This is a genomic window from Pseudomonas sp., assembly GCF_033723075.1.
Taxonomy (GTDB): domain Bacteria; phylum Pseudomonadota; class Gammaproteobacteria; order Pseudomonadales; family Pseudomonadaceae; genus Aquipseudomonas.
Genome location: NZ_JAWVXU010000003.1, coordinates 210,959 through 224,589 on the forward strand (window position 1 = coordinate 210,959; position 13,631 = coordinate 224,589).

Consider the following 13,631-nt stretch of genomic DNA (forward strand, 5'->3'; position numbering starts at 1 on the left):
CGAGGATGGACATCAAGACCCGCCATCTGATTTACCAGGCTTTTCTGCATATCCTGGCTTTCACTATTCTGGTCCTCAGCGGCATCAGTCTGCTGGATTATCTGTTCTGGTGGCAGCCCCACACGGACCAGGTGGTGCTTCTGCCGGACAGCGCCCTGGCAGGGTTGCTGCTCGGCGTTGGACTGCTGGGCTGCATCCAGCAAAAGCCCCGGCTGGTCAACCTGACCCTCAGCCTGCTGCTCGGGCTGGCACTCTATAGCCTGACGTACAACCTGCTCAGCGGCAGCCCCGAGCCTGGCCAGTCGCTGATCAGCGGTTATCAGCGCATGCGCACCCCCCTGGCCCTGCTGTTCTTCCTGCTCGCCGCTGGTCTGCTGTGCAGCCAGCGGGGTAGCACAGGCAAGCGCCTGAACGCTGTAGTCGGATGCGCCGCGCTAGTGCTGGCCGGCCTGTCCCTGCTGTCAACCTGGCTACCGGATCTCGGCGCCTGGCGCCTGGGTTTCAATGCCAGCATCAGCCGCCCGGCCAATATGTTCGCCTTGTCCATGGGCCTTGCGCTGCTGTGTCTCAATCGACTGCCCGCCGAACGTCGCCACCTGCTCGTACGCAGCACTATCCTGACCGGCGCCCTCGGCACCCTCATTACCTGCAGCGTCTGGTATCTGCTGACCCTGCAGAACATCGAATCGAACAGCCGACAAAGCGAACTCCTGCTGGCCAAGCAGCAGAACTCGATCACCAGCAGCCTGGATACCCGTCTCTCGCTGATCCAGCGCACAGCGGAACATTGGGCAGCCAACAGAAATCTGCCCACACACGCGCAATGGCAACAAGAGAGCCACAATTACCTGCGCGATTTTGCCGATATCGGCGTGATCGCCCTGCTCGATGAGCACCTGCGCCCACAACGGCTGCTCGGCCGCAGCCAGGTAGATACCGAACAACTGACCACCCTGCTTGACCAAACCAGTCCGCGCGCCTGGCTAGAACGCCTCCCCCGCGACGGTAAGGCGCACATGAGCGAGGCCTATGATCTCGCCGACCAGCCCCAGGGGCTGATGGCGACCCGTCTGATCTTGCCGAACAACCCTGACTGGACGCTGGTAACCAGCCTGGACCTGACCCGTACCCTGCAAGACGGTCTGGGCAACGAGCCGCATGACAACGGCGCGCGGATCTATCAGGGCGAGCATTTGCTGTTCGACAAAGCCAGCAGCACATCCACCGAGGCAGGCACCAGCAAGCTGCTCGGGCCGACCGCCAACAACTGGCGCCTGGTCAGCTACCAGGACGCTGACACCACCAGCCTGACCGCCAACCATTTGCCCGGCATCGTGGTCCTGTTCGGCCTGGCCTTCAGCCTCGTGATCATGGTCAGTCAGCGCCTCGCCCTGCTGGCCATCGAGCACTCCAAACACCTGCAGCAGAGCAACCGGAGGCTTGAGCGCAGCCTGCGCCGCCAGGCCGAGCTGCAGGAGCTCAATCAGCGGATCATGGACTATTCCATGGACGTGCTCTGCTCGATCGACGCCCAGGGTCGCTTCACCCGACTCAGCCCGTCCGCCAGCACAGTGCTCGGCTACTCACCAGAAGAGCTGATGGGGCAACCCTACCTGCAATTCATCGCGGCCGAAGACCGCGAACGCACTCAGGCCACGGTCGACGCCATCATGGCAGGCGAATCCCATCACGGCTTTCGCAACAGCGCTCGGCGCAAGGATGGCAGCATTGTCCATCTGCTCTGGTCCGCAGGCTGGTCGGAGAACGATCGCACCCTGTTCGCCGTGGCCCATGACGTCACCCGCCTGGTGTACAACGAAGCCTACGCCGAGGATCAGCGCGACATCCTCAGCATGATCTCCACCGACCAAGCGCTGCCGGATATCCTCAAAACCATCTGCCTGCTGGCCCAATCTCAGGCGCCCGACACCCTGTGCTCGGTGCTACTGGTCGATAGCGAACAGAAACACCTGATCCACGGCGCTACGCCGAGCCTGCCGGAGAGTTTCAACCGGGCAGTACATGGCATCACCATCGGCCCCAGTGTCGGCTCTTGTGGCACGGCCGTGTATCGCCGCCAATTGGTCATCGTCGAAGACATCGACAGCGACCCGCTCTGGCATGAGTTTCGCGACCTGGCCTTGCAGCATGGCCTGCATGCCTGCTGGTCGATCCCGCTGATCTCCCACCATGGCGACGTACTCGGCACCTTCGCCATCTACAGCCACCAACCCGGTGGCCCAAACGACGATCATCTGCAACTGATGGCCACCGTCGGCCAACTGGCGGCCATCGCCATTGAACGCCAGCACGACCGTCTGCGCCTGCAGGCCAGCGAACAGCGCTATCGCTCGCTGTTCACCTTCAACCCCAATCCGGTGTTCTCGTTCGACCTGAACGGCAATTTCGAGAGCATGAACCAGGCGGGCTGCCAGCTGTCCGGCTACAGCGAAGCGCAGCTGCTCGGACAACACATGTCGATGCTGGTACACAACGAAGACCTGGCACTGATCCAGAACTACATTGATTCCGCCAGCAGCAGCGACAGCCGAAGCCACGAAGTTCGCTGCCGCAACAGCGACGGCCAACTGCTGGAAGTGGACATCACCAACCTGCCGATCATCATCGACGAGAAAATTGTCGGGGTGTTCGCCATCGCCAAGGACATCAGCGAGCGCAACCGCATGACCCGCGCCCTGCGCGAAGCCTTGCAGCACTCCGAACATCAGGCCGAACTGCTGCGCGGCCTGAGTGCAACCGCCGTCAACATCAACAGCATCATGGGCACCCAATCGCTGCTGGACTACATGAGCGAACGCCTGCGCTTGCTGCTCGGTGCACACCAGTCGGCCATGAGCCTGAACCGGGGCGGCAACTGGGCACACTCGATTAACGCCGTCTCGCTTTCGGAAAAATACCCAGCCTGGCATGACGCCCCCGACCCGCTCGGCGACAGCGCCATCCACACCCTGACCAGCGAGATCGATCAGCCGACCCTGCTGACCCAGGCAGAACTGCAACAGCACCCCTGCTGGCCGGAGCTGAGCCGTGCCGACCATCACCACCCGCCCCTGCGCGGCTTGCTTGCGGTACCCCTGAGCGACCACAGCGGGGCCCATTTCGGCCTGCTGCAGCTATCGGACAAGTACGACGGCGAATTCAACCCGGACGACCTGGCGATTGCCCAGCAGTTTGCCCAGATGGCCGTCGCGGCACTGGAAAACAACCGCCTGATGCAAGCGGTGATCACCGGTGAACGCCGCCTGAAATCCCAGCTGCAGTTCACCTCGGCGATTACCAACAGCATCGCCGAGGGCCTGCTTGCGGTAGATCGCCAGGGCCTGCTGAGTTTCGTCAACCCCACCGCCGCCGAACTGCTCGGCCAGCCAGCACAAACCCTGCTCGGCCAGGCCCTGGCCAGCTACCTGCCGCTGGCGCTCAACGACAGCGAACATAACCAGCGAACCACCAGCTTCCATGGCGAGATCAAACTATCGCTGACGTCTCAGGGCGAGCGCTATATCGCCTACGACAGTGCGCCCCTGCTCGATGACGACACCCCCCAGGGCTGGGTGGTCGCCTTCCGCGACATCACCGCCCAGAAAGAGGCCGACAAGCAGCTACGCCTGCTCAAGCGCAGCCTGGAAGCCAGTTACAACGGCGCACTGATCTGCGACGCCCTGGCCGATGACCAGCCGATCATCTACGTCAATCCGGCATTCGAACGCATCACCGGCTACAGCGCAGCAGAAGCCATCGGGCAAAACTGCCGCTTTCTCCAGGGTAACGAGCACGAACAAGCGGGCATCGGCGAAATTCGCCAGGGCCTGGCGGAAAAACGCGATTCCCACGTGGTGTTGCGCAACTTTCGCAAGGACGGCACGCCCTTCTGGAACGATCTGTATATCGCCCCGGTGCCTAACGAGGAGGGCGAGATCACCCACTTCATCGGCGTGCAAAACGATATTTCCGAGCAGAAACGCTTCGAATCCGAACTGGCCTACAACGCCAGCCACGACGTGCTCACCGGCCTGCCCAATCGATCCCTGCTGGAGGATCGCCTCAACCAGGGCTGCCAGATCAGCCGCCGCTACAAGCGCAGCCTGGCAGTCATGTTCATCGACCTGGACGGTTTCAAGCCGATCAACGACAGCATGGGTCACAGTGCCGGCGACCTGATCCTGGTCGAAGTGGCGCGACGCATGAACCAGCAGGTCCGCCCAGGCGACACAGTGGCGCGGCTTGGCGGCGACGAGTTCATCGTCATCCTGCCGGACCTGGCCCGCGAAGAGGACGTGTTGCTGGTCACAGAGCGGATCATGGAGAGCATTGCGCGGCCCTATACGATCGGCGGCGTCGACCTGCACATCACCGCGAGCATTGGCATCACCCTCAGCGACGGCAGCATCGAACAGCCGATGCAACTGATCCAGCAGGCCGACCTGGCCATGTACAAAGCCAAGCAGCAAGGTCGCAACAACTATCAGTGGTACACCGAGGATCTCAATCAGAAGGTCAGCGAACGGGTGACCCTGCGCAACGAACTGCAAAAAGCCATCGATACCGAAGCCTTCGAACTCTACTACCAGCCGCAAATCAACAGTCGCACGGGCCGGGTGATTGGTTACGAGGCGCTGTTGCGCTGGCAGCACGCCGAGAAGGGTTTCATTTCGCCGGCGCAGTTCGTGCCCATAGCCGAGGACACCGGACAGATCATTCCGCTCAGTGAGTGGGTACTCAAAACCGCCTGCCGCGATGCCCGCCTGCTGCTCGATCAAGGCTTCGATGGTGCAGTGATGGCGGTGAATATTTCGCCAGTGCAGTTCCAGCGCGCCAACTTCGTCGAGTTCGTACGCAGCAGCCTCATCCAGGCCCAGCTGCCGGCAGAACTGCTGGAGTTGGAAATCACCGAAACCGTGTTGCTGGCGAATGCCGAGCGAGCCATCTTCACCCTGCACGCACTGAAAGACCTGGGCGTACGCATTGCCATCGACGACTTCGGCACCGGCTTCTCCAGCCTCAACTACCTCAAGCGCTTGCCCATCGACAAGGTCAAGATCGACCGCTCCTTCATCCAGGACGTGATCAGCGACCGGAATGATGCGGCGATCACCCAAGGCATCATTTCCATGGCCCACCACCTGAAACTCAAGGTGATCGCCGAAGGGGTGGAAACCGAGGCGCAGATCGCCTTCCTGAAGAAAAGCCACTGCGATGAATTCCAGGGCTACTACTTCGCCAAGCCCATACCACTGACAACGCTGAAGCATTACCTGCTGCAGCAGCGCGCCAAGCTTGTCTTGCCAGCGCCTGACAATACGGCCAATAGCAGCAAGCAGACGCTGTTATTGCTCGATGACGAAGAGAATATTCTTCGCGCCCTAACCCGGGTACTGCGGCGCGACGGCTATCACGTCCTGACTGCCAACCGGGCACAAGACGCCTTCGCTCTGCTGGCCAAGCACGAGGTACAGGTCATTCTCTCCGACCAGCGCATGCCGGAAATGAACGGCACCGCGTTCTTCAGCCGGGTCAAGGATCTCTACCCGGACACCATCCGCATTGTGCTGTCCGGCTACACCGACCTGACATCGGTGACCGAGGCGATCAACCAGGGGGCCATCTACAAATTCCTCACCAAACCCTGGGACGATGCCCAACTGCGGGCCACCGTCGCCCAGGCGTTCCAGCACTTCAACCTGGCCGCGAAAAAAGAAGAGGCAACCACCGGGAGCAACACCACCGAGCAGCAGTGAACGGCCGCGGCGTGCACAACCGGCTGTCGCACCCGGGCACCGCCTGACGACAACCCTGCGCGGCCCATGCGCGTCCTTGGCTTGGTAGCGGCATGCCGACTGCTATCGACGAGCGCAAGGCCGCAGCGAGGATTTTTGCCGGTCAGGGCGCGCCACAGGCAGTGCACCCTGGTTTATCGCCGCGCCCCCATTCTGGCGGGCTGTCGCTGCGCTCCGAACGGATCGCCGCCGCAGTCGCCCGACCAATTGAAGCAGTCGCAGTTGGCGAACGCTGTTTCACTGCCCATTCAATTGGCATAACGTTAGTTAGCGCGATAAGTTATCGCCATTCCTTCCTTGCTGCCGGAGAGCCTGATGGCCATGCAAGACACCTGCGCCGAACTGCTGCTCGACAATCAATTGTGCTTCGCCCTGTATTCCACCTCGCTGCTGATGACCAAGGTGTACAAGCCGTTGCTGCAGGAGCTGGGCCTGACCTACCCACAGTACCTGGCCATGATGGTGCTCTGGCAAGGCGACGGCATTACCGTCGGCGAGATCAGTGCACGCCTGCTCACCGACCCAGGCTCCCTCACCCCGCTGCTCAAACGCCTGGAAGCCGAAGGCCTGCTCAAGCGCATTCGCAGCAGCGCCGACGAACGCGTGGTCGAACTGTTCCTCACCGATAAAGGCCGCGCCTTGCGCGAACAGGCCAGAGCCATCCCCACGTGCATCGTCGAGGCCAGCCAACAATCGATAGAACAACTGGCAGCACTCAAGGACGAACTGGTAGCCCTGCGCAACAGCCTGCAACAGGCGGTCTGAACTCGGCGCCCTAGGCGCTCCGCGTCCCGGCACGACGGACGCAGAGCGCCCAGGGCTGGGCTCCCACGCAGAGCGTGGGAGCCATCTGGATTTTTCCTAGCGCCTCCATCCATGTGCTCACCGACAGGCTTGCGGCCTACCCCACACCCTTGTAGGAGGCACGTCCCGCGGCGAATGCCGCCCGCAGGGCTGCCCGGTTGATCGTTCCCACGTCGAGGCGTCGAACCGTCGAACCGTCCGCGCCGGAATGCCGCCCGCCCCTTCCTGATCTCGCAAGCAAAGCCGCTACTTATTCCAGAATTAGTTGTTCTTATCGCGAATTATCCAAATATATATCTTGCGCGCAAAAATAATGTTCACTACAGTTCGGCCCATGAATTGATTAGCGCACAAACTATTAGCGCGACAAGCCATGGAATATCTTGTAGCTGTCTTCGCTCCCCCAACGAAGACTGGTCGCCGCGCTCGACGAACCGAATGCAACAACCGCAACAACCGCAACAACCAAACCCAACAGTTTCTAGAGGATTACCAGCATGTCGATTGAAACCATTGCTTACCGCGCCTACGCAGAAGCCACCGGCGGCCGCGACGGCCGAGCCATCTCCTCCGATGGCGTGCTCGACGTCGCCCTGAGCACCCCGAAAGAGCTCGGCGGTGCCGGCGGCCAGGGCACCAACCCCGAGCAACTGTTCGCCGCCGGTTATTCGGCCTGCTTCATCGGCGCGATGAAGTTCGTCGCCGGTCGCGACAAGCTGGCCATCCCGGCCGATGCCTCGATCGAGGGCGTGGTCGGTATCGGCGCCATCCCCAACGGTTTCGGCATCGAAGTCGAGTTGCGCATCAGCCTGCCAGGCATGAACCGCGAGCAGGCACAGACCCTGATCGAGCGTGCGCACGTCGTCTGCCCCTACTCCAACGCCACCCGCGGTAATATCGACGTCACCCTGACCCTGATCGACTAACCCCAAACAGCCAGCGGGTCGCGGCACTGTCGGCGACCCGATCCATCAGGAGTCCGCCAACCGCATCAAGCAGGGCTTCTCGGCCAGGTGCGGCCTTGGCGTACCGCTACAGCAGCACAAACCCGCTAACCGAGACAGGAGGCCTGAGAGCCTGTGAACAAACTCCGCCTGCTGCGGCAACGCTGTTCACTAAGCCAGGTGAGCAGCATTCTTTTGTAGCCTGGATGTAATCCGGGCTACGCGTTGGGAGCTTGGAGGCGAGCTCGCGACGGCGCTGGATATTTCCACAAGCGCCGAACCGAAAGACCAGGGTGAACGCGGGCACAGCTCAAGAAACTGCGTCGGCATCATCGGACAAGGCCTCCAAGAGGTGCGCCTGAGTTCGAAGTAGCGCCGTTCAAGGCTCCGCCAACCCCGGGACAGCCCGAGCTGGACACATTTCAGACAACTTCGTCGATATGCAGGCAAAAAGACGAAGATCAGCGGCAAACAGAGCAGAAGCAGCCAACCAAAGCCGAATTCAGCAGCCCAATCGGGCAGAGTTAATTTCCTGTCAAAGCCACTCAATACCGAAAAATCATTGCGTTCATCACCTTGCTGGGGTATTTCTAGTACTGCAATCCGCATCGATTTATAAGAGATACATCATGGCTAACCGCGAAACTGGCACCGTCAAATGGTTCAACGATGAAAAAGGCTTCGGCTTCATTACCCCGACTAACGGCGGCGATGATCTGTTCGTCCACTTCAAAGCTATCCAAAGCGACGGTTTCAAGAGCCTGAAAGAAGGCCAAACCGTTACCTACGTGGCTGCTCGTGGCCAGAAAGGTATGCAAGCTGAAGAGGTACAGGTAGCTTAAGCTTCCTGTCCTGTTCAAGACGAGCCCCGCACAAGCGGGGCTTGTTTTTTTGTGCTTACTGAACGCCCCCTGACCTTGATAGCGCCCACACCCGCACGAAAAGACGCTCAGGCGCCAAACACCACCTCCGAGAGCCTGTAAGGCTTCCGCGCTCCCCCGAAGAGCCAAACCCCGCCCTACAAGCCCATCTGCTTGCTGATGATCTCGTTCATGATCTCGCGCGAGCCGCCGCCAATCGACAGAATCCGATTATCGCGGTACAGACGCTCCACCAGACTTTCTCTCATATACCCCATCCCCCCCATGATCTGCACCGCATCGTAGGTCAGTCGATCGGCAATGTCGGTGGCGAAGTTCTTCGCCATGGAGATCTCCTTTATCACGCTCTTGCCCGCTGCCATCTTCGCCGCCTGACGGTAGGTGAACTCGCGGGAGACTTCCAACTGGGTAGCCATCTCTGCCAATCGGTGCTTGAGCACCTGAAACTTGCCGATAGGCTTGCCGAACGCCTCACGCTGCTGCGCCCACTTCATCGCTTCCTCGAAGGCCAGCTGCGCCGTCATATTGGCCATGATCGCCAGAGACAATCGCTCGCTCTGGAAGTTGGCCATGATGCAGGCAAAGCCCATGTTCTCGGCACCGATCAGGTTCGACAGCGGAACCCTGCAGTCGTCGAAGAACAGCTCGGCGGTATCCGATGCCCACCAGCCCATCTTCTTCAACTTGCGTCCGACAGTGAAACCGGGCGTGCCCTTCTCTATCAGCAACAGACTGACGCCACCGAAACCGTCGCCGCCGGTCCGCACCGCTACCGTGTAGTAGTCGGCACGGATGCCACTGGTGATAAAGGTCTTGCTACCGGTCACTCGATAGCAACCACCGTCACGCACCGCGCGGGTCTTCAGATTGGCTACATCGGAACCACCTGACGGCTCGGTCACCGCCAAAGCCATGATCCTCTCTCCCGCAAGCACCTGGGGCACTATGCGCTCGCGCAACGCAGGCGCGGCCCACTTGACCACCGGCGGCAGCCCGATATCCAGCGAACCCAGGCCAGCGACCAGGCCACCGGAACCAGAGCGCATCAACTCTTCGCTGGCGGCGACCTTGGCGAAGATATCGCCCTCATGACTGCCACCAAAGCGCTCCGGGTAGCCGATACCAAGAATCCCGGCGGCACCAGCCTTGAGGTACAGCTCACGGGGAAACTCCTCGGCCTCTTCCCATTCGTCTATGTGCGGCAAAATTTCCCGCTCGACGAAACGCCGCACAGAATCGCGCACCAGTTGCTGGGACGCATCGAAATATTCCTGAAAGACAGACATGGGGCAGCTCCCGCAAAGGTTTCCACGACCTTACCGAGCGCTTGCTTGGCTTACAAGATGAGGGTTGCGCCATACGCGAAGGCGATAAAGCCGCGCCCGATACGCCGCAAAGACAAAGACAAAGACAGAGCCTGTCACCGCAGGCCGGGCTTCAGCCCACGACATACAACCTCGCACACAACAGCAAAAGCTTCGCGACTGAAGCGGAACGCCGCCAGGCCCCTCCCACAGAGACGCTCCGCGCCTCAGTACAGCGGACGCCGAGCATCCTGATCGGGGTACCACAGAGCGTGGGGACCATCGATGATTTTATGGGTTATGACGCTCTTTGTAGGAGATCCCCCGTCGCGCAGCAAACTGAGGGCAATTGCGTCTATCGGCTTGTGGGTACTCGTAGGAGCGGGCCATGCCCGCGATGGGTTTCGGCTCCTACAGACACCTACAGACTGCCTCCAGCCTGCTGCGCGCCAGAGCACCTCAGAGCTGAATCGGTCGTCGCCCGGCAATCGAATGTGCCAGGGTTCCGCCATCGACCAGTTCCAGCTCGCCACCAAGCGGCATGCCATGGGCGATACGCGAGGCGATCAGGCCCTTGTTAGCCAGCAACTGGGCAATGTAATGCGCCGTTGCTTCGCCTTCCACCGTGGGGTTGGTGGCGAGGATCACTTCGCTGAAACTTCCCGCCTCGATGCGCGCCAACAGATCAGGAATGCCTATGGCCTCAGGTCCCAGGCCGTCGAGCGGGGAAAGATGGCCCTTGAGCACGAAGTAGCGCCCGCGAAAACCGGTTTGCTCTACCGCATAGACATCCATCGGCCCTTCCACCACACACAGCAAGCTGTCGTCGCGACGCGGGTCGAGGCACAGCTGACAGACCTCATCCTCGCTCAGGCTACGGCACTGCTTGCAGTGCCCTACCCCTTCCATCGCCCGGGTCAGCGCCTGAGCCAGGCGCAACGCCCCACCGCGATCACGCTCGAGCATCTGCAACGCCATGCGCTGGGCAGTCTTCTGCCCCACCCCCGGCAGGATGCGCAAGGAATCGATCAATTGGCGGATCAATGGGCTGAAGCTCATGGGGATACTCGTTGGCTACAGGAATGTTATGCAGGGGATCAACGCCGCTGCCAGGGGTGGTCAGACGGCGTGCAGGACAAGGCGCAAGCAGGCGCGGGCACCGGAGTTTACTGGCTGTAAATGAGGATGCCCGTGCCTGCTTGCAACGCAGTCATGTGCGCTGGCTGGACGCCCCGGATCACATCGGCATTTTGAAGCCCGGGGGCAGCTGCATACCTGCTGTCATACCGGACATTTTGTCCTGGCTGTTCTGCTCGACCTTGCGCACCGCATCGTTCACTGCCGCCGCGATCAGGTCCTCGAGAATTTCCTTGTCTTCCTGCATCAGGCTGTCATCCAGGCTCACGCGCTTGACGTCATGCCGCCCGGTCATCACCACGCTGACCAGGCCGGCACCGGATTGACCGGTCACCTCGGCGTTCGCCAACTCTTCCTGCATCTTCTGCATCTTCTCTTGCATCTGCTGGGCCTGCTTCATCAGGCCGGCCATGCCACCTTTCATCATGGTGCTAGTCCTCGGTAATCAGGGGTTAACTTGAGTATCTACTGGTTCGATGCTGTCCGCGCGGATAACCGCGGCGAACTGCTCAATCATTTGCTGCACCAACGGGTCGCCGTGAATCGACTCCTCGGCTTCGCGCTGACGATTGGCACGCTTGCGTGCCGCAGCCTGCGCCGGAGTTTCCTGCTCGGGCATGCGCAACTCGATCTGCAGGTTCAACTCGCGTCCATGGTACTGATTCAGAGCATCATTCAAGCGACGCTGCTGGGTCGCATTGAACAGCGCACTGTGCCCGGGATCGAGATGCAGCAACCAGTTGTCGCCCTCGACCTCCATCAGCGTGCAGTTGGCGCCGATGCTGCCGGTCATGCCGGACAGGCCAAGCTTGGGAAACAGCTCGAGCCAGTCGGCAGCCAGGCCGGTCGCCGGCTTGGCAGCGGGCAGCGGGTCCGGCTCGGCAGACTGAACCGCATCGACCGCATCGAAATCGTAGTCGAACGTCTGCGCATCCATCTCCACATAATCGTAATCGCCTGGCGGCGGTTCGTCGTCACTGTCGACATCCGTATCGACCTGCGGCGCACCGCTGAGCGGCTGCACCGCCTGTGCCGGCACAGGCAGCGGCTCAGCCTGCGCAGCGCTGGCCTCGAGCGGACGCGCCTGTTCTTCCCAGGGCAGATTGGTGACCGCAACCGGCGCCGGCTGCGCCAAGACCTGAGGGACGCCAGCACCAGGAGCCGTTGGCGGCGCACCAGGCGCCTCAGCCACAGGCTCCGGCTCCGGCTCCGGCTCGACCCTCGACGGCGCCTCGGGCAGCACGGACATGACGGTCGGCTCAGGCGCAACAGCCGCTGGCGCAGCAACCACAGGCTCTGGCTCGGCTTCAGCCTCGACCACGGCAGCAGTCACAGCCGACACAGCCACTGCCGTGCCGGCCACTGGGTTGGGACGGGGATCAGCTGTGGCCTGGCTAATCCCTAGCGGCTTTAGCGCCACCCTCGGCCCATCGCCTGTATCGGCGGGCCGAAACGCCAACATGCGCAACAGCACCATCTCGAAGCCGCTACGCGGATCCGGCGCCAACGGCAGATCGCGCCGACCGATCAAGCCCATCTGGTAATAAAACTGCACATCTTCGGCAGGCAACACTTCGGCCAGTGCCAGCACCCGATCACGGTCGCCCTGGCCATTGTCCACCGCATCCGGCAGCGCCTGGGCGATAGCCACGCGGTGCAGGACATTGAGAATCTCGGCAAGCACCCCATTCCAGTCGGGCCCCTGCTCTGCCAGATGACGCACAGCCTCGATCAGACCGCGCGCATCGCCTTCGAGCAAAGCGTGCAGCACGCCATACACCTGACCGTGATCGAGGGTGCCGAGCATCGCCCGCACATCTGCCGCCAGCACCTTGCCTTCACCGAAGGCAATCGCCTGATCGGTCAGGCTCATCGCATCGCGCATAGAGCCATCGGCCGCACGGCCGAGCAACCAGAGCGCATCCTCTTCAAACGGAATATTTTCCGCACCCAACACATGGGTCAGGTGCTCGACCACCCGCTCCGGCGGCATGTTCTTCAAAGAGAACTGCAAGCAGCGCGACAAGATAGTCATCGGCAGCTTCTGCGGATCGGTGGTCGCCAGCAGGAATTTGACGTGCGGCGGCGGCTCTTCCAGGGTCTTGAGCAAGGCGTTGAACGAGTGCGAAGAGAGCATGTGCACTTCGTCGATCAGGTAGACCTTGAAGCGCCCGCGGCTCGGCGAGTACTGCACGTTATCCAGCAGCTCGCGAGTGTCTTCGACCTTGGTGCGACTGGCAGCATCGACCTCGATCAGGTCGACGAAACGCCCCTCGTCGATCTCCTTGCAGATAGAGCAGACCCCGCAAGGCGTCGAACTGATCCCGGTTTCGCAGTTCAGGCACTTGGCGATGATGCGCGCAATTGTGGTCTTGCCAACCCCACGGGTACCGGTAAACAGGTACGCATGATGCAGGCGCTGACTGTCGAGGGCATTGATCAGCGCCTTGAGCACATGGGCCTGGCCAACCATTTCGCGGAACGAGCGCGGACGCCACTTACGTGCAAGAACCTGATAACTCATCTAAAACCGTCGCGAGATGAAAGCAAAAGTGAGCTAATCCTAACGGAGCATGGGCTAAATTGCATCCGATGCGCAGCCTGGGCCCGCCGGGCAATAATCATTGCATCGACTGAACCCATGAATGTCGATGGATCCCGCGCTCTACCTGACACCCCGGCCAGGACGCCCTGCGCCCGCGTTACTGAGATGCGGAGCGTCTCGCCCTGCCGACCGATAGACCGCCTATTGAAGGAGCCAGCTTG

At 61.2% G+C, this 13,631-nt stretch carries 8 protein-coding genes; 4 read left to right on the top strand and 4 right to left on the bottom strand.

Annotated features, from left to right (window positions below):
* Nucleotides 1-5 precede the first annotated feature (5 nt).
* From R3355_RS05325 to R3355_RS05340, 4 genes are all read left to right on the top strand, one after another.
* The gene (locus R3355_RS05325; RefSeq protein WP_318960359.1) at nt 6-5,756 is read left to right on the top strand and encodes an EAL domain-containing protein; all 5,751 of its coding nucleotides are present in this window, start codon (nt 6-8) and stop codon (nt 5,754-5,756) included.
* A 354-nt stretch (nt 5,757-6,110) separates the two neighbouring features.
* Nucleotides 6,111-6,560: a MarR family transcriptional regulator gene (locus R3355_RS05330; protein WP_318960360.1), complete on the top strand. Its 450-nt coding sequence runs from the start codon at nt 6,111-6,113 to the stop codon at nt 6,558-6,560.
* A 536-nt stretch (nt 6,561-7,096) separates the two neighbouring features.
* Complete coding sequence (locus R3355_RS05335; RefSeq protein WP_318947192.1) at nt 7,097-7,525, top strand: organic hydroperoxide resistance protein; 429 nt, start codon at nt 7,097-7,099, stop codon at nt 7,523-7,525.
* A gap of 647 nt (nt 7,526-8,172) precedes the next feature.
* On the top strand, nt 8,173-8,385 hold the full coding sequence (locus R3355_RS05340) for a cold-shock protein (RefSeq protein ID WP_069516724.1): 213 nt from the start codon (nt 8,173-8,175) through the stop codon (nt 8,383-8,385).
* Between the two features lie 176 nt (nt 8,386-8,561).
* On the opposite strand, the gene R3355_RS05345 is transcribed toward R3355_RS05340, so the two are convergent.
* The 4 genes from R3355_RS05345 to dnaX all read right to left on the bottom strand — a co-directional run bounded on the left by R3355_RS05345 (nt 8,562) and on the right by dnaX (nt 13,389).
* Nucleotides 8,562-9,710, bottom strand: coding sequence for an acyl-CoA dehydrogenase family protein (locus tag R3355_RS05345; protein ID WP_318960361.1), 1,149 nt, complete (start codon nt 9,708-9,710; stop codon nt 8,562-8,564).
* Between the two features lie 477 nt (nt 9,711-10,187).
* Nucleotides 10,188-10,787 carry a recombination mediator RecR gene (gene recR, locus R3355_RS05350; protein ID WP_318947194.1) on the bottom strand — a complete coding sequence of 200 codons (600 nt, stop codon included), beginning with the start codon at nt 10,785-10,787 and terminating at the stop codon, nt 10,188-10,190.
* A gap of 178 nt (nt 10,788-10,965) precedes the next feature.
* On the bottom strand, nt 10,966-11,292 hold the full coding sequence (locus R3355_RS05355) for a YbaB/EbfC family nucleoid-associated protein (protein WP_318947195.1): 327 nt from the start codon (nt 11,290-11,292) through the stop codon (nt 10,966-10,968).
* 18 nt (nt 11,293-11,310) lie between these two features.
* The gene (dnaX, locus tag R3355_RS05360) at nt 11,311-13,389 is read right to left on the bottom strand and encodes a DNA polymerase III subunit gamma/tau (protein ID WP_318960362.1); all 2,079 of its coding nucleotides are present in this window, start codon (nt 13,387-13,389) and stop codon (nt 11,311-11,313) included.
* Nucleotides 13,390-13,631: the final 242 nt, after the last annotated feature.